We start from the raw sequence: 17,748 nt of genomic DNA, 5'->3' as shown, positions 1-17,748 counted from the left end.
GCAAAAATCAGGGAGAAGACGCAAATCCGCGGATATTGACGCAAAAATCGGGAAAGAGACGCAAAACCTTGGTGTGCGACGCAAAAATCAGGGAGAAGACGCAAATCCGAAGAAATCGACGCAAAAATCAGGGAGAAGACGCAAATCCGCGGATATTGACGCAAAAATCGGGAAAATGACGCAAATCCGCGAATATCGACGCAAAAAAGTGAAAGTAGACGCAAATCCCAGCCCCAAAACGACGCAGTTCATCACAAAAACTAACATTCTATACAAGTGGAGGTACTAACTATGTACTTTAAATTATCAGAAGAGCATGAAATGATTCGTAAAATGGTGCGTGACTTTGCTAAAAACGAGGTGGCACCAACAGCAGCAGAGCGCGACGAGGAGGAACGCTTTGACCGTGAAATTTTCGATAAAATGGCGGAGCTTGGCTTAACAGGAATTCCATGGCCAGAAGAATACGGTGGCATTGGCAGTGACTATTTAGCGTATTGTATCGCTGTTGAGGAGTTATCAAGAGTGTGCGCATCAACAGGGGTAACCCTTTCAGCTCATACCTCGCTTGCGGGTTGGCCGATTTTTAAGTTTGGTAGTGAAGAGCAAAAGCAAAAGTATCTACGCCCAATGGCGCAGGGTGAAAAAATCGGTGCGTATGGATTAACAGAACCCGGCTCAGGCTCAGATGCAGGTGGAATGAGAACAACCGCTAGATTAGAAGGCGACCATTATGTTTTAAACGGCTCTAAAATCTTTATTACAAATGGTGGAATTGCCGATATTTATGTCGTGTTTGCGCTAACAGATCCTTCTTCAAAGCACAAGGGTACAAGTGCATTTATTATCGAGAGTGATTTTCCTGGCTTCTCTGTAGGAAAAAAAGAAAAGAAAATGGGAATTCGTTCATCACCGACAACTGAAATTATTTTTGAAGAGTGCAAAGTACCTAAGGAAAACCTACTTGGTGAAGAGGGAGAAGGCTTTAAAATTGCGATGATGACGCTTGATGGTGGTCGAAACGGAATTGCAGCCCAAGCAGTTGGAATTGCTCAAGGAGCGCTTGATGCTGCAACTGAATATGCGAAGGAACGTGTTCAGTTTGGAAAACCAATTGCTGCTCAGCAAGGGGTGGGCTTCAAGCTTGCGGATATGGCAACTAGTGTTGAGGCGGCTCGACTCCTAACCTATCAAGCAGCATGGCTAGAATCAGAGGGGCTTCCTTACGGGAAAGAATCCGCGATGTCAAAATTATTTGCAGGGGATACCGCAATGAAAGTAACAACAGAGGCGGTACAGGTTTTTGGTGGTTACGGCTATACGAAGGATTACCCAGTAGAGCGTTATATGCGTGATGCAAAAATTACCCAAATCTATGAAGGTACTCAAGAGATTCAACGCCTCGTAATCTCTCGAATGCTAACAAAATAAAAGTAGGTTTCTAACCTTTTACGAAAAAAGTGGGTCAAGGGGACAGGTCCTGTGTACCAGGTAAGATGGGACAATGAACCTGTCCCCCTGTCCCAAAACGTCTAGCTTAAGGTGCCCATTGGTTTGGCTCTCTAGCATAAGTCAATTGATTCGGAAGGTCATACACTTTCTAACAGCGCTTGATTTATGCTTGTCGCCGATAGACGGGTCACCTAGAGCTTTTCTTACAGGAGGTGATGGGATGCGTAGAAATGATGTGCCTGCTTCGGTGAAAGATGAGAAGTTGATCAAAAAACGAAGGGATCAGATGATTAAGGGTGCAGTGACCCTTTTTAAGGAGAAGGGTTTTCATCGCTCTACGACAAGGGAGATTGCAAAAGCAGCCGGTTTTAGCATCGGCACCCTTTATGAATATATCCGCAAGAAAGAGGATGTCCTTTATTTAGTTGTGGATAGCATTTATGACCAAGTTCAGGAGCGGATGCAAGAGGCACTCAATACAAAGGAAGCCAGTATTGAAAGCCTGAAGCGTGCGATTCACAATTACTTTCTCGTTATGGATGAAATGCAGGATGAGGTTCTTGTTCTCTATCAGGAGGCGAAGTCACTGTCAAAGGACGCGCTGCCATATGTGCTAAATAAGGAAGTCGAAATGGTCGGTATGTTTGAAAAAGCAATTGAAGATTGTATCGCAAACGGGGAACTTCAATTGCCGAAAAAACAAGTTGAACTTGTTGCTCATAACATTTTCGTTCAAGGTCAGATGTGGGGGTTTCGCCGCTGGGCAATGCGCAAGATTTTCACACTTGAGGAATATATTGAAATGCAAACAGAACTTTTACTAAATGGAATTGTTAAATGAAGGTATTGTCTAGCACAAGGCGCAATCGGCACAAGCTCACTAGCCGTGTTTCTGAAGGCAAAGATCACATTCTTTTACCGCTTGTCTTGTGCTTGTCGTCCATGCCAGGCTGGCTAGCTATAGGCACAGGACGTGCCTGCTTTTAACTGGAATTGAGGCGCTTTGTACTTTATTAAAAAGACTGGGGGAGAGGAAATGAGTAAGGTGGAAGTTTATCGTCCAAAGCATCATGTACGGTTTGTCACAGCTTCAAGCTTATTCGATGGGCATGATGCTTCGATAAATATCATGCGTCGTATTTTACAAGCGAGTGGTGCTGAGGTGATTCACCTTGGACATAATCGCTCAGTAGAGGAAGTTGTGAATGCGGCAATCCAAGAGGATGTACAAGGAATCGCGATTTCCTCTTATCAGGGAGGCCATGTAGAATATTTTAAATATATGTATGATCTTCTGAAGGAGCGGGGAGCGCCCCATATCCGCATATATGGCGGTGGTGGTGGGGTTATTATCCCACGTGAAGTGAAGGAACTGCATGAATATGGCATTGCCGGTATTTTTTCTCCTGAAGATGGTCGCGTCTTGGGGCTTCAAGGAATGATCAATAAAATGATAAAAGAATGTGATTTTCCGACAAGCACCGAGCTAACAGATGAGCTTGAACTTCTTCAAAAAGGGGACTATAAAACAGTCGCAAAACTGATTACGATTGCTGAGAATCAAATTGGCAATACAGTTGAAATGGCAGCAACCGCAGAAGCTGTGATTCAAAAAATAAAAGATCTTGAAAAAAAGGTACCTGTTGTAGGGATTACAGGCACAGGTGGGGCTGGAAAAAGCTCGCTCACTGATGAACTAATTCGCCGCTTTATCAATGAACTGGATGATAAAAAGGTTGCGATTCTGTCTGTTGACCCAACGAAACAAAAAACAGGTGGAGCCCTTCTTGGTGACCGAATTCGCATGAATGCCATTTTTTCACCAAGAGTGTACATGCGAAGCCTTGCTACAAGGGGCTCTAAATCAGAGTTGTCACTTGCCATTAAGGATGCCATCGCTGTCGTAAAAGCAGCCGGTTTTGACTTAATCATCGTTGAAACAAGCGGAATTGGGCAGGGGGATGCGGAAATCACAGAGGTTTGTGACATCTCGATGTATGTCATGACCAGTGAATTCGGTGCGCCTTCACAGCTTGAAAAGATCGACATGATTGACTATGCTGACCTAATCGTCATAAATAAATTTGAGCGCAAGGGTTCAGAGGATGCGAAACGGCAGGTTCAGAAGCAGTATCAACGCAGTCATCTATTATTTGAAAAAGATTATGACGAAATGCCGGTGTACGGTACAATTGCAAGTCAGTTCAATGACCCGGGAACAAACGCCCTTTTTGCTAACCTTGTTGATATCATAAATGAAAAAATGGGCACTGATTGGAAAACAACTTTTGATAAAACAGCAGATGTTCAAAAACAAAATGTGATTATTCCAAATGACCGTCGCTATTATTTGCGTGAGATTTCAGATGCCGTTCGTAATTATCATAAAAAAGCGGCACATCAAGTGGAAATGGCAAGAAAACTATTCCAAATCAGTGGTGCAATCGATAGTGTGAAGGAGCTAGGAAACGAAGAAGTCCTAACAACGCTTGAAACACTTAAAACGCAATATGAAGCAAAACTTACAGACGAGTCAAAAAAGATTTTGGCAAACTGGGAATCCCTGAAGGACACCTATAAAGGTGAGAAATTCGTCACAAAAATTCGTGACAAGGAAATCGTTACAATCTTAAAAACGAAAAGCCTGTCAGGATTGTCGATACCCAAAATTTCACTCCCGAACTACAAAGATTTCGGGGAAATTTTACGATGGGTCTATAAAGAAAACGTTCCTGGGGCATTCCCGTATACAGCAGGTGTTTTTCCGTTTAAACGTGAAGGGGAGGATCCAAAGCGTCAGTTTGCAGGTGAAGGAACTCCTGAAAGAACAAATCGCCGCTTCCATTACTTATCGAAGGACGATACTGCGAAGCGTTTAAGTACAGCGTTTGATTCTGTCACCTTATACGGGGAGGACCCAGCATATCGTCCAGATATTTACGGGAAAGTCGGCGAAAGTGGCGTTAACATTTGTACACTTGATGATATGAAAAAGCTCTATAACGGCTTTGACCTGTGTGCACCTTCCACTTCAGTTTCCATGACAATCAATGGCCCAGCACCAATTATCCTAGCAATGTTCATGAACACAGCCATTCACCAACAAGTTGAAAAACGTGAACAGGAGCTTGGTCGTGTTTTAACGGTAGAGGAATTCCAAGAGGTGCGCGCGAAAACGTTACAAACCGTACGAGGAACAGTGCAGGCCGATATTTTAAAAGAAGATCAAGGTCAGAATACATGCATTTTCTCAACGGAATTTGCACTTAGAATGATGGGGGATATCCAAGAGTATTTTATTGAAAACAAAGTCCGAAACTATTATTCGGTTTCGATTTCGGGATACCATATCGCGGAAGCGGGTGCAAACCCAATTTCACAGCTCGCGTTTACCTTATCAAACGGGTTCACCTATGTGGAATACTACCTCAGCCGTGGTATGAAGATTGATGACTTTGCACCAAACTTATCCTTCTTTTTTAGTAATGGCTTGGATCCTGAATATACGGTTATTGGCCGGGTGGCACGCCGAATTTGGGCAACTGTGATGAGAGAAAAGTATGGAGCAAACGAGCGTAGTCAAAAACTAAAATACCATGTTCAAACATCTGGACGCTCCCTTCATGCGCAGGAAATTGATTTTAATGACATTCGTACGACCTTGCAGGCTCTCATGGCACTTCACGACAATTGTAATTCCCTTCATACGAATGCATATGATGAGGCGATTACAACACCAACCGAAGAATCTGTTCGTCGCGCGATGGCAATTCAGATGATTATTACGAAAGAGCATGGATTAACGAAAAATGAAAATCCGTTACAAGGCTCATTCATCATCGAAGAGCTAACTGATTTAGTGGAGGAGGCAGTGCTTCAAGAATTTGACCGATTGAATGACCGCGGTGGAGTTCTAGGTGCAATGGAGACACAGTACCAGCGTGGAAAAATTCAGGATGAATCCATGTATTATGAAATGAAAAAGCATACAGGAGAGCTTCCGATTATTGGCGTGAATACCTACTTAAATCCAAATCCGCCAACAGAGGAGGATTTAAACAATATCGAGCTTGCTCGGGCAACAAAGGAAGAAAAAGAACTTCAGATTAACAACTTAAAAGAATTCCAACAACGAAATCAGGATAACGTAAACGAAGCACTGACACGTCTAAAACAGGTTGCCGTTACCAATGGAAATATTTTTGCGGAGTTGATGGAGACGGTAAAGTTTGCAAGTCTTGGTCAAATTACCAATGCGCTTTATGAAGTGGGCGGTCAATACCGTAGAAATATGTAGAAAAAGCTCGAGGCTGGGTCAAAAGTGGATGACCCAGCCTTAAAAAATGAATAGGCTGGCATAAAGTGGTTGATTTTGTTTATAATGAATGATATGTATTTTACAGAACTTATTTTTTTCTATTAGTTCAATGGTAATATATAATACACAAGTTATTATTATGATTTGTAGTTACATACATAGAAAGGGAGTGCCTTGATGAGTCTCGATCAATACTCACCAGAGCAGGTAAAAGAAATGTCAATGCTTGAAGTAGCGTATGAGATTTTCTTAGGGAGAAAAGATGCGATTACTTTTAACGAGCTAGTTGACGAAGTTGCAAAAGTATTGGAGCTTTCAGAAGAAGAGCTTCGTGCTAGAATTTCTCAATTTTATACAGATATCAATATTGATGGTCGTTTTATTACATTAGGTGATAATCGTTGGGGACTTCGCACTTGGTATCCATACGAGCAAATTGATGAAGAGGTTACTCATACCGAAAAGCCGAAGAAGAAGAAAAAGGGCAAGAAGAAAAAGGATGAGGATGAAGATCTCATCGGCTTCGACGATCTTGATGAAGATGAACTTGACTTTGATGAAGATTATGATGAAGAAGACGAGGAAATTGATGACATCGACGATGAAGAAGAAGAGGAAGAAGAGGACTTCGACGACATTGACGATGAAGATGAAGATGAAGATTTCGAAGACGATGATGAACTGCTTGATGATGACGAATATGAGTTAGAAGACGAAGACGAAGAACTGGAAGAAGAAGAGGAAGAAGACTAATTTTTGAGTAATACTTTCAACCAAACTTCGTATTGACTTTTCAATCTTAACTAGGTAGAATACTTTTTGGGCTCTAAAAAAAGAGTATCTACGAAACCATATAAAGTTTCGCTCCCTTACATATTGTAAGTGGAGCTTTTTTATTTTTATAGGAGTATAGGTTCGGCGAGTGAGAATAATCTACCCCCGCACCGAGAATTCTCTATGTCTAGCTCCGGCAGCTAACCGCTCGAGATCATAAGCCAAACCGTCAATAAGGATAAAAGACATCCTTCTTGCCGGCTTTTCTTATACTTGTCGGGGCTGATGAGGCATTTGCGCTTTTTATGTTTATACAATTTCATTAATTTGAGCAAACTTTAACTAATTACATGATTGGGGGAAAAAAGAAAGATGACAAAATATATTTTTGTAACAGGTGGGGTTGTGTCGTCCCTTGGAAAAGGGATTGTTGCCGCATCTTTAGGTCGTTTACTAAAAAACCGAGGAATGAATGTAACGATTCAAAAATTCGATCCATACATTAACGTGGACCCAGGAACTATGAGTCCGTATCAACATGGTGAAGTTTTCGTTACGGATGACGGTGCTGAAACAGACCTAGACTTAGGACACTATGAACGTTTTATTGATATTAACTTAAACAAGTACAGTAACGTGACAACAGGTAAAATCTATTCAACTGTTTTAAAGAAAGAGCGTCGCGGTGATTACTTAGGTGCAACTGTTCAAGTTATCCCACATATTACAAACGAAATTAAAGAAAGAGTATTCCGTTCCGGACATGCAACAAATGCAGACGTGGTCATTACTGAAATCGGTGGTACGGTTGGAGACATTGAGTCACTGCCTTTCCTAGAAGCAGTCCGCCAAATTAAAAGTGATGTCGGCGCACATAATGTAATGTACGTACACTGTACACTTGTTCCGTACATTAAAGCGGCAGGAGAAATGAAGACAAAGCCAACACAGCACAGTGTAAAAGAACTTCGTAGCCTTGGAATTCAGCCAAATATTATTGTTGTCCGTACAGAAATGCCGATTTCAGAAGATATGAAAGAAAAAATTGCGCTTTTCTGTGACATTGATCCAAAGGCGGTTATTGAGAGCCGTGATGCGGAAACACTTTATTCAATTCCGTTATCACTTCAAGAACAAGGCATTGATCAAATTGCGTGCGAGCACCTTCAATTAGATTGCCAAGAAGCTGACATGTCTGATTGGGTGAAGCTCGTTGAGAAGGTTACACATCTTACAAAAACAACAAATATTGCCTTAGTCGGAAAATATGTTGAGCTTCAGGATGCGTATTTGTCTGTAGCAGAAGCATTGAAACATGCAGGCTATGCATTTGATTCTGATATCAATATCAACTGGGTTAATTCTGAAGATGTAACAGATGAAAATGTTGCTGAATTACTTGGTGAAGCAGACGGTATTCTTGTTCCAGGAGGCTTCGGTGATCGCGGAGTCGAAGGGAAAATCTCTGCTTTAAAATATGCGAGAGAGACCAAAACACCTTTATTAGGTATTTGTCTTGGTATGCAGTTAGCATCTGTTGAGTTTGCACGAAATGTGTTAGGACTTGAAGGCGCACATTCTGCTGAACTTGATCCAGATACGCCACATCCAATCATTGACCTTTTACCAGAGCAAAAAGATGTTGAGGATTTAGGTGGAACGCTTCGTCTTGGAATCTTCCCTTGTAAAGTAGAGGAAGGTACGAAAGCTTATGAAGCATACAATGATGAAGTGGTATATGAGCGCCACCGCCATCGTTATGAATTTAACAACCACTATCGTCAAGCAATGGAAGAAGCTGGTTTTATGTTCTCAGGGACAAGCCCAGATGGACGTCTTGTGGAAATTATTGAGTTGAAAGATCATCCATGGTTTGTGGCATCACAATTCCATCCAGAATTTAAATCAAGACCAAATCGTCCACAACCATTGTTTAGAGAATTTATTAGAGCATCTTTAACGAACGCTGAAAAAATGTAATAGATAGATATGTAAGAAATGGCGAGTGAATTATCACTCGCCGTTTTTTTGTGAAATTAGAGTTATGAAGGGGATTCGATCCGAGAAACTGAAGGGTTTTCCACTTCAAGTGGTCCATGAAGGGGATTTGGTCCGAGAAACTGAGGTGAAGTCCTCTTCAAGTGGTCTATGAAAGGGAAAAGGTCCGAGAAACTGATGGGAAATCCTCTTCATGTCGTTTATGAAGGGGATTCGATCTGAGAAACTGATGGTGTATCCTCTTCAAGTGGTCCATGAAGGGGATTCGGTCTGAGAAACTGAAGAGTTTTCCACTTCAAGTGGTCCATGAAGGGGATTTGGTCCGAGAAACTGAGGTGAAGTCCTCTTCAAATGGTTTATGAAGGGGATTCGGTCTGAGAAACTGATGGGGTATCCTCTTCAAATGGTTTATGAAGGGGATTAGGTCCAAGAAACTGAAGGGATTTCCACTTCAAATGGTTTATGAAGGGGATTCGGCCTGAGAAACTGATGGTGTATCCTCTTCAAGTGGTCCATGAAGGGGATTCGGTCTGAGAAACTGAAGGTGTATCCTCTTCAAGTGGTCTATGAAGGGGATTAGGTCTGAGAAACTGAAGAGTTTTCCACTTCAAGTGGTCCATGAAGGGGATTTGGTCCGAGAAACTGAAGGTGTATCCTCTTCAAATGGTTTATGAAGGGGATTCGGTCTGAGAAACTGAAGGGTTTTCCTCTTCAAATGGTCTATGAAGGGGATTTGGTCCGAGAAACTGACGGTGTATCCTCTTCAAGTGGTCCATGAAGGGGATTAGGTCTGAGAAACTGAAGAGTTTTCCACTTCAAGTGGTCCATGAAGAAGATTAAGTAAAAGAATCAGCAGGGTTTAGTCCTTCATCGGGGTTATGAAGGACTATTTGAATGAAAAATAAGTTGGTTAAGTCCTTCATCAGGGTAATGAAGACCTTTTTGATTGAAAGTAAGCCTAGAAAAGTCCTTCATACAGCCTATGAAGGACTTTTTGGTTAAAAATCAACCTCATTTAGGCCTTCATCAAGTTTAATTTCCCAAATTTACTCAATTTGTCTTATTCAAATTCTTCAACCATTTCTTTGATTGTAAATTTCAGTCCAAAATAGGCATATAGAGCCGTCATCACGCTTGGAAAACCAAAGCGGGTTCCATCGTCATCGGGGATGAGTGATTTTTGAAGCTTGCTATCAATATGAATATCGACGATTTCATTAAGTGTGCGATCAGCCTCTGTTTTTACAATCGCCGAAATCGCAACTACTTGAATTCCATTGCCACGAAGTTCTTCTGCTAGCTTTATAGCCTCTTTATCGGTTGAAAATCTAGTGATCAACAGAACAGAATCGACATCTCCAATCTCGTTCATTTTTCCATCTGTATACAACGGTTTTGCAGACTCCAATGGTTCAGCACCAAATAATGCTTCTGTTGCAACTGCAGCCATCTCTCCAAACCCATGAATGAATATTGTACCATCGCTAATGGCAGACTGAGCAAGGATTCTTGCGCCATCCTCCATATTCATTTCTTCTTGTTCCATAATCTTTTTAAACTGTCCCTGAAGCTGTGTTGTAAAAATTTTCAACATACATGTATTCCTTTCTTTCTCTTTTGTCATTTTCCATATATATTATCATTATAACGTTATACAAAAAAATAAGAAATCATGTCGAATTATGTTGAGAAAATTGTTTCGCTCTTGGAAATAAAAGTTTTCTCCGTAAAAAGAAGGAAATTTGTTCGTAATGGTAGAATAAAAATGAATAATGATATAATAATTTGAAAAAAGAGACAACAAAAGTATTAAACCTATTATTTTTATCTATTTAAGGGGGGTTTTTAAAGAATGTCAGAGAAAATCTTAATTGTGGATGACCAATACGGAATACGAATACTATTAAACGAAGTTTTTCAAAAAGAAGGTTACAAGACATTCCAAGCAGCTAATGGAGTACAGGCAATCGATATTGTTCAAAAACACTCTCCAGATTTAGTTTTATTAGATATGAAAATTCCAGGTATGGACGGGATTGAAATCCTAAAACGATTGAAAAAAATTAACCAGGATATCCGTGTTATTATCATGACCGCCTATGGTGAGCTCGATATGATTCAAGAAGCGAAGGATTTGGGAGCAATTACCCATTTTGCAAAACCCTTTGATATTGATGAGCTTCGTGAAGCAGTTAGAGCAAACATACCATTAAAATCCGAATAAAAGTCACAAAAAATATAAAACCGCGTTGTTATCAAAATGAAAACGCTTAATGAAAAATGCGCTAATTAAACGTCTATTGCGAAATCAAAATCTTGTGATATGCTAGTACTGTATTGTTGCTATTCCTTAACACAAGAGGCATTTTTATGTGCTTTTTGTCTGTTATTCTAACTTGAATTTACATATTATCATTTTGTTTCGGTCATTCTAATTGTGACACGAAATCTTTGGAATAGGGATACAATTTACCTGCGGTGATTTTTGCCGTGTTTCTATGTGTTTAGGAAGAAATTCTTATTTCACACAGCAAAACAGTACAAAAGGAGGAAATTCACATGCCTTTGGTTTCAATGAAAGAAATGCTTGAAAAAGCAAAAGCAGAAGGTTATGCAGTAGGTCAATTTAACTTAAACAATCTTGAGTTTACACAAGCTATTTTACAAGCTGCACAAGAAGAAAATTCACCAGTTATTCTAGGTGTTTCTGAAGGTGCTGGCCGATATATGGGTGGATTCAAAGTTGTAGTTGCAATGGTTAAAGCAATTATGGAAGAATCCAACATCACAGTTCCGGTTGCAATCCATCTTGATCATGGTTCTTCTTTCGAAAATTGTGCAAAAGCTATCCATGCTGGATTCACATCTGTAATGATTGATGCTTCTCATCATCCATTTGAGGAGAACATTGAAATTACTTCTAAAGTTGTTGAACTTGCACATTTCCACGGAGTTTCTGTAGAAGCTGAGCTAGGTACTGTTGGTGGACAAGAAGATGACGTGGTAGCTGAAGGTGTTATCTATGCAGATGTTAATGAGTGTGTTGAGCTTGTTAACCGCACTGGTATTGACTGTTTAGCTCCAGCATTAGGTTCTGTTCACGGTCCTTACAAAGGTGAACCAAACCTTGGTTTCAAAGAAATGGAAGAAATCGGTAACAAAACTGGTTTACCACTAGTACTTCACGGTGGTACTGGAATTCCAACAAAAGATATTCAAAAATCAGTTTCTCTTGGAACAGCTAAAATTAACGTAAATACAGAAAACCAAATTGCTTCAGCGAAGGCAGTTCGTGAAGCACTTGCTGCTAAGCCAGAAGAGTACGATCCACGTAAATATTTAGGACCTGCTCGTGACGCAATTCGTGAAACTGTAAAAGGCAAAATGCGTGAATTCGGTTCTACAGGAAGAGCATAAGAACGAAACCCTTTTATTGTATCAAATACGCCTTGGCGTTTTTGAGCCCAGATTTTTTCGAGCTTGCTCGTAAAGTTTCCTCTAAAAATCTGTGGCTTCAGCCGGAGGATGAAACTTTGAATAAAGTTTCTACGTCTAATTAAATAGATTGGAAGAAGTTCTTCCAAACCATATAGAAAAGCCGCTTATTTCCCATTATTTTAAACTGGTAATTTGGAAATAGCGGTTTTCTTGCGTTATAATAAGAAAAGCGCAAGGCGCCTGTTTATCGGCGACAAGCATAAGAAAAGCGCTGACAGAAGGTGTATTTTACCTTCCGAAGCGATTGGCTTATGACCTCGAGCCGATGGCGCCTGGAGCTGGACACAAAGAAAAGCGCAAGGCGCCTGTTTATCGGCGACAAGCATAAGAAAAGCGCTGACAGAAGGTGTATTTTACCTTCCGAAGCGATTGGCTTATGACCTCGAGCCGATGGCGCCTGAAGCTGGACACAAAGAAAAGCGCAAGGCGCCTGTTTATCAGCGACAAGCATAAGAAAAGCGCTGACAGAGGTGTATTTTACCTTCCGAAGCGATTGGCTTATGACCTCGAGCCGATGGCGCCTGAAGCTAGTGCACAAAGAAAAGTGCAAGGTTATTTTATAAAATCCTTGCCAAACAATTGGGAGTCTAGGGGTAATTGTTGGTAATAAAGACACACAAAAGAAGTGGAAGGAGCTGATTTGTGTAATTTACCCAAAAAAATGAAACCAAGACGAACATTGTAACGTATGAACAAATGAACCTTCACCAAGAATCACTTCAACTATAATCATTCATCACAAACAAAATAAAAGAAGTACGACTTTTGTAGTACGATTTTCGCCCTAAGAAAATTGACCTTCACTAGGTGAATTTGATTGTTTTTTGAAAAAGATATAAAATGATACATGATTTTTCGATTTTCGTGTAAACTAAGAATTAATACTCGTACAAGTATGCATTGAGACTGTGTAAAAATATACCAATTCAAGTGAAGTGTCGTTATATCATGTAACGAAAAATAAGGGAAAAGAACTGCCTAAAGTGTTAATTTTATCCGCAGATAATGTTCCGGACAGGTTGTATCCGTGGCAATTCGAGGTTTCCCTTACAAAACCGTCATCTTCGCTAGAAGGGAGCCACATATGGAAAAACTAAAAATAGCAGGCGGTTATCCATTAAAAGGAACTGTAAAAATTAGTGGGGCGAAAAATAGTGCAGTAGCCCTCATTCCAGCAACAATCCTAGCAGAAACGCCAGTAACAATAGAAGGTCTACCAGATATATCCGATGTACAAATTTTAGGTGATTTGCTTGAAGAAATCGGTGGCCGTGTATCTATAAATAAAGAAGAAATTTTCGTTGATCCAACAAATATTGTTTCAATGCCCTTACCGAATGGGAAGGTAAAGAAGCTTCGTGCCTCTTATTATTTAATGGGAGCGATGCTTGGTCGCTTTAAAAAAGCGGTGATTGGGTTACCAGGTGGCTGCCACTTAGGTCCAAGACCGATTGACCAACATATTAAAGGCTTTGAAGCGCTTGGTGCAAAAGTAACCAATGAACAAGGCGCCATCTACCTTCGTGCTGATGAGCTAAGAGGTGCTCGTATTTATCTTGACGTTGTCAGTGTGGGTGCAACGATTAATATCATGTTGGCAGCGGTGCGCGCAAAAGGCCGTACAATTATTGAAAATGCCGCAAAAGAACCAGAAATTATTGATGTCGCAACCCTTTTAACAAGTATGGGGGCTAAAATCAAAGGAGCCGGAACGGATGTTATCCGCATTGACGGTGTTGATTCCCTACAAGGCTGCCGCCATACAATTATTCCTGACCGCATTGAAGCTGGTACATATATGATTATCGGTGCTGCAATGGGCGAAGGTGTTTTAATTGATAATGTAATCCCACTCCACTTGGAATCTTTAATAGCCAAGTTCCGTGAAATGGGAGTAACAGTTGAAACAAGTGATGACCAAATTTGGGTTGTTGGAAATAAGGATTTAAAATCTGTTGATATCAAAACACTTGTATATCCTGGTTTTCCAACAGATCTGCAGCAACCTTTTACATCCTTGCTAACTAGGGCAAGTGGTACAGGTGTTGTAACAGATACAATATACGGTGCAAGATTTAAACATATTGATGAACTACGCCGTATGAACGCTCAAATCAAAGTTGAAGGCCGTTCTGCAATCGTGACAGGACCAGTTCAGCTACAGGGAGCAAAGGTTAAGGCAAGTGACTTACGTGCTGGTGCTTCACTTGTGGTTGCTGGCTTAATGGCAGAAGGTGTAACCGAGATTACAGGCCTAGAGCATATCGACCGCGGCTATAGCCATCTAGAAGAAAAACTAACAGGCTTAGGTGCAACCATCTGGAGAGAAAGCTTAACAGAAGAAGAAATAGAACAAGTTCAAAATTCGTAATAGAATAAAAATCAACGAACTCCCACTACAAAAAGTGGGAGTTTTCATGTATTCTAAAGAAGAAAAGTAGAGAGAAAGCGTTTTTATGTTATGGATATGTTAAATAATTGCTAGAGAAAGATTATTATCAGCAAGGGGGAATGGATCATGGAAAGAAGCTTATCGATGGAGCTTGTTCGTGTTACAGAAGCAGCGGCATTGGCATCAGCCCGTTGGATGGGACGAGGCAAAAAAGATGAAGCAGATGGGGCAGCAACATCTGCGATGAGAGATGTATTTGATACAATCCCAATGAAGGGACAAGTTGTCATTGGTGAAGGAGAAATGGACGAAGCCCCAATGCTTTATATCGGCGAAAAGCTTGGAAACGGCTATGGACCTAGAGTGGACGTTGCAGTTGACCCATTAGAAGGAACAAATATTTTAGCATCCGGTGGTTGGAATGCGCTTTCTGTGCTGGCGGTTGCCGATCACGGAAATTTACTTCATGCCCCAGACATGTACATGGAAAAAATCGCGGTCGGACCAGAGGCGGTAGGATTAATCGATATTAATGCCCCAATTATTGATAACCTAAAAGCTGTGGCAAAAGCAAAAAACAAGGATATAGAAGACGTCGTAGCAACCGTTTTAAATCGTCCTCGTCACGAAAAAATTATTTCACAACTTCGTGATGCGGGTGCTCGGATTAAATTAATCAATGATGGGGACGTTGCAGGTGCAATTAATACGGCATTTGACCATACCGGTGTCGATATATTATTTGGCTCAGGTGGAGCCCCAGAAGGTGTACTTTCAGCCGTAGCCTTAAAATGTTTGGGTGGAGAAATTCAAGGGAAATTACTTCCGCAAAATGATGAAGAGGCTGCCCGTTGTATCAAGATGGGTCTTGATGTTTCAAAGGTTCTTCGAATGGAAGACTTAGTTAGAGGGGATGACGCAATATTTGCAGCAACAGGAGTCACAGATGGTGAGCTTTTACGCGGTGTTCAATTTAAAGGTTCCATTGGGACAACTCATTCGCTTGTTATGCGAGCAAAATCTGGAACTGTTAGATTCATAGATGGTAGACATAGCTTGAAGAAAAAGCCAAATTTAGTAATTAAATAGAGTAGGAGCGAGTCTTTGTACTCGCTTCTCCTGGTTTTGTAAGGCTTTTAGCCTCAAACGTCACGACTCTATCAAAAGAAGGGTATTGATTAAAAATACGAGAATAGGGTAAAATAGAGAGGACTATCTATGGTCTTTTTACTTCTAATTAGGGATTTCATTTTCTCGTACGAAAAAATGAGTACCGCGGTGAAAACTTCTATGCAATCCTCATAATGCTTCTGTATCATTCCATCCATTCCTTATATATAAAATGTTTCATCTATCTCTTTATTTACTGAAGGGAAAAATGCGAAAACGCTTTTATATGATGGACGAATGAAAAACTTCAAAACCTAATCGAGTGGAGAGCATTTACGAGATATAGAAAATAAACAAAAACAAAAGAGTGGTGTACGAATGAGTATTACAATTTCAAGCTTGGAAAACATGAAGCTGAAGGAATTATATGAACTTGCACGTGAATTTAAGGTTTCCTATTATAGCAAGTTGTCAAAGAAAGAGTTGATTTTTGCAATCTTAAAAGCGCGCGCTGAACAGGATGGCCTTTTATTTATGGAGGGTGTTCTTGAAATTATCCAATCAGAAGGATTTGGATTTCTACGCCCAATCAACTATTCTCCTTCCTCAGAGGATATCTACATTTCAGCCTCCCAAATCCGTCGTTTTGACCTAAGAAATGGGGATAAGGTATCAGGTAAGGTACGTCCTCCAAAAGAAAATGAACGTTACTACGGACTTCTTCACGTTGAAGCTGTGAACGGTGATGACCCAGAATCTGCAAAGGAACGTGTCCATTTCCCTGGTCTTACGCCTCTATATCCAGATCGACAAGTAATCCTAGAAACGAAGCCAAACCATATTTCAACACGAATCATGGACATTTTGGCACCGGTTGGTTTCGGACAACGTGGGCTTATTGTAGCACCTCCAAAGGCTGGTAAAACCATGCTGATTAAGGAAATCGCAAATAGCATTACGACAAATCACCCAGAGGCTGAATTGATTGTATTGCTAATCGACGAGCGTCCAGAAGAGGTTACTGACATCGAACGTTCTGTAGCTGGCGATGTGGTAAGCTCTACTTTTGACGAAGTTCCGGAAAACCATATTAAGGTTGCGGAGCTCGTATTAGAAAGAGCTATGCGCTTAGTTGAACATAAACGTGATGTTATTATCCTCATGGATAGTATCACACGTCTTGCAAGAGCTTATAACCTTGTTATTCCTCCAAGTGGGCGTACATTATCAGGGGGGATTGACCCTGCAGCATTCCACCGTCCTAAGCGCTTCTTTGGTGCAGCGAGAAACATCGAAGAGGGTGGAAGCCTAACTATTTTGGCTACTGCACTAGTTGACACAGGTTCCCGTATGGATGATGTCATTTATGAGGAATTCAAAGGTACGGGTAACATGGAGCTTCACTTAGATCGCTCATTAGCGGAACGTCGTATTTTCCCTGCAATCGATATTCGTCGCTCTGGTACAAGAAAAGAAGAGCTTCTTATTGAAAAAGGCAAGCTAGACAAAATTTGGGCAATCCGTAAAGCAATGTCAGATTCACCAGATTTTGCTGAGAAGTTTTTACGTAAACTTAAGCAAACTAAGACAAATGCAGAGTTCTTTGAAATGCTTGAAGCAGAAAAGAAAGCGGCTGTTGCCAGAAGAAATAACAATCGATCTGAGGCATAAAAAAATAAAGTGGGTTTGCTAAGAGTTCTTACTTAATGAGGTTGGAAAAAATATTGTCAATTGACGATTTTTAACAGCAGGATTAAGTTGCAATTCACGGCTTCACTTGTTATAATTTCAACATGTGCGTTTTAGGTATTCGAGATTGTACATGCAATTGTATAAACTTGCTAAAACGTAACTCTGTTTCGATCAATGATTCAGGGCGGAAGGAGATGAGACGAATGAAAGCAGGAATTCATCCAAACTACAAAAAAGTTATGGTGAAATGTGCTTGTGGAAACGAATTTGAAACTGGTTCTGTAAAAGAAGAGTTACGCGTTGAGGTATGCTCAGAGTGTCACCCATTCTATACAGGTCGTCAGAAATTCGCTGATGCAGGTGGACGTGTAGATAAATTCAACAAAAAATACGGTATTAAATAATATCGATTTGAAAAGCCAAAAACAGGCAAGTTTTTCTTCTTGCCTGTTTTTTGTGCTACTAGACCTATTTTTCTCGCAATTATTCGTTATGTACCTCTTATAAAGTAATC

At 40.6% G+C, this 17,748-nt stretch carries 13 protein-coding genes; 12 read left to right on the top strand and 1 reads right to left on the bottom strand.

Annotated features, from left to right (window positions below; translation table 11 throughout):
• The 6 genes from BTHG_RS27090 to BTHG_RS13310 all read left to right on the top strand — a co-directional run.
• Nucleotides 1–289: hypothetical protein (locus tag BTHG_RS27090; protein ID WP_010677231.1), on the top strand; the 289-nt coding region annotated here is incomplete at its 5' end.
• 2 nt (nt 290–291) lie between these two features.
• A complete protein-coding gene (locus tag BTHG_RS13330) occupies nt 292–1,431 on the top strand; it encodes an acyl-CoA dehydrogenase (RefSeq protein WP_010677230.1) in 1,140 nt (379 codons plus the stop codon).
• 241 nt (nt 1,432–1,672) lie between these two features.
• Nucleotides 1,673–2,293, top strand: coding sequence for a TetR/AcrR family transcriptional regulator (locus BTHG_RS13325; protein WP_010677229.1), 621 nt, complete (start codon nt 1,673–1,675; stop codon nt 2,291–2,293).
• A gap of 195 nt (nt 2,294–2,488) precedes the next feature.
• Nucleotides 2,489–5,749, top strand: coding sequence for a fused isobutyryl-CoA mutase/GTPase IcmF (gene icmF, locus BTHG_RS13320; RefSeq protein ID WP_010677228.1), 3,261 nt, complete (start codon nt 2,489–2,491; stop codon nt 5,747–5,749).
• 198 nt (nt 5,750–5,947) lie between these two features.
• A complete protein-coding gene (gene rpoE / locus BTHG_RS13315) occupies nt 5,948–6,523 on the top strand; it encodes a DNA-directed RNA polymerase subunit delta (RefSeq protein ID WP_010677227.1) in 576 nt (191 codons plus the stop codon).
• A gap of 393 nt (nt 6,524–6,916) precedes the next feature.
• Nucleotides 6,917–8,524, top strand: a complete 1,608-nt coding sequence (locus BTHG_RS13310; RefSeq protein WP_010677226.1) for a CTP synthase — start codon at nt 6,917–6,919, stop codon at nt 8,522–8,524.
• Nucleotides 8,525–9,602: 1,078 nt separating this feature from the next.
• On the opposite strand, the gene BTHG_RS13305 is transcribed toward BTHG_RS13310, so the two are convergent.
• Complete coding sequence (locus tag BTHG_RS13305; protein ID WP_010677225.1) at nt 9,603–10,136, bottom strand: DUF2529 domain-containing protein; 534 nt, start codon at nt 10,134–10,136, stop codon at nt 9,603–9,605.
• Between the two features lie 258 nt (nt 10,137–10,394).
• Here BTHG_RS13305 and BTHG_RS13300 point away from each other — a divergent pair, with 258 nt between their 5' ends.
• The 6 genes from BTHG_RS13300 (at nt 10,395) to rpmE (ending at nt 17,638) form a co-directional block, all read left to right on the top strand.
• Nucleotides 10,395–10,766 carry a response regulator gene (locus BTHG_RS13300; RefSeq protein ID WP_010677224.1) on the top strand — a complete coding sequence of 124 codons (372 nt, stop codon included), beginning with the start codon at nt 10,395–10,397 and terminating at the stop codon, nt 10,764–10,766.
• A 335-nt stretch (nt 10,767–11,101) separates the two neighbouring features.
• Nucleotides 11,102–11,959: a class II fructose-bisphosphate aldolase gene (locus tag BTHG_RS13295; RefSeq protein ID WP_010677223.1), complete on the top strand. Its 858-nt coding sequence runs from the start codon at nt 11,102–11,104 to the stop codon at nt 11,957–11,959.
• A 1,165-nt stretch (nt 11,960–13,124) separates the two neighbouring features.
• Nucleotides 13,125–14,411 carry a UDP-N-acetylglucosamine 1-carboxyvinyltransferase gene (locus BTHG_RS13285; protein WP_010677222.1) on the top strand — a complete coding sequence of 429 codons (1,287 nt, stop codon included), beginning with the start codon at nt 13,125–13,127 and terminating at the stop codon, nt 14,409–14,411.
• A 147-nt stretch (nt 14,412–14,558) separates the two neighbouring features.
• Nucleotides 14,559–15,521, top strand: a complete 963-nt coding sequence (gene glpX / locus BTHG_RS13280; RefSeq protein WP_010677221.1) for a class II fructose-bisphosphatase — start codon at nt 14,559–14,561, stop codon at nt 15,519–15,521.
• A 399-nt stretch (nt 15,522–15,920) separates the two neighbouring features.
• Nucleotides 15,921–17,213, top strand: coding sequence for a transcription termination factor Rho (gene rho / locus BTHG_RS13275; protein WP_010677220.1), 1,293 nt, complete (start codon nt 15,921–15,923; stop codon nt 17,211–17,213).
• Nucleotides 17,214–17,437: 224 nt separating this feature from the next.
• Nucleotides 17,438–17,638 (top strand): 50S ribosomal protein L31, encoded by a 201-nt coding sequence (rpmE, locus tag BTHG_RS13270; RefSeq protein ID WP_010677219.1) that lies wholly within the window; start codon nt 17,438–17,440, stop codon nt 17,636–17,638.
• The last annotated feature ends 110 nt before the right edge of the window (nt 17,639–17,748 follow it).

Source organism: Bacillus timonensis (assembly GCF_000285535.1).
In the GTDB taxonomy this organism is placed as follows: Bacteria; Bacillota; Bacilli; order Bacillales; family Bacillaceae_L; genus Ferdinandcohnia; species Ferdinandcohnia timonensis.
The sequence above is the reverse complement of the archived record's forward strand: the minus strand, read 5'-3'. Positions and strand labels throughout refer to the sequence as shown.

Bases quoted from the DNA above. Each gene is read 5' to 3' on its own strand.
- rpmE (WP_010677219.1), top strand. From the start codon at position 17,438: ATGAAAGCAGGAATTCATCCAAACTACAAAAAAGTTATGGTGAAATGT.
- BTHG_RS13330 (WP_010677230.1), top strand. From the start codon at position 292: ATGTACTTTAAATTATCAGAAGAGCATGAAATGATTCGTAAAATGGTG.
- BTHG_RS13285 (WP_010677222.1), top strand. From the start codon at position 13,125: ATGGAAAAACTAAAAATAGCAGGCGGTTATCCATTAAAAGGAACTGTA.
- BTHG_RS13295 (WP_010677223.1), top strand. From the start codon at position 11,102: ATGCCTTTGGTTTCAATGAAAGAAATGCTTGAAAAAGCAAAAGCAGAA.
- rpoE (WP_010677227.1), top strand. From the start codon at position 5,948: ATGAGTCTCGATCAATACTCACCAGAGCAGGTAAAAGAAATGTCAATG.
- rho (WP_010677220.1), top strand. From the start codon at position 15,921: ATGAGTATTACAATTTCAAGCTTGGAAAACATGAAGCTGAAGGAATTA.
- icmF (WP_010677228.1), top strand. From the start codon at position 2,489: ATGAGTAAGGTGGAAGTTTATCGTCCAAAGCATCATGTACGGTTTGTC.
- BTHG_RS13325 (WP_010677229.1), top strand. From the start codon at position 1,673: ATGCGTAGAAATGATGTGCCTGCTTCGGTGAAAGATGAGAAGTTGATC.
- glpX (WP_010677221.1), top strand. From the start codon at position 14,559: ATGGAAAGAAGCTTATCGATGGAGCTTGTTCGTGTTACAGAAGCAGCG.
- BTHG_RS13305 (WP_010677225.1), bottom strand. From the start codon at position 10,136: ATGTTGAAAATTTTTACAACACAGCTTCAGGGACAGTTTAAAAAGATT.
- BTHG_RS13310 (WP_010677226.1), top strand. From the start codon at position 6,917: ATGACAAAATATATTTTTGTAACAGGTGGGGTTGTGTCGTCCCTTGGA.
- BTHG_RS13300 (WP_010677224.1), top strand. From the start codon at position 10,395: ATGTCAGAGAAAATCTTAATTGTGGATGACCAATACGGAATACGAATA.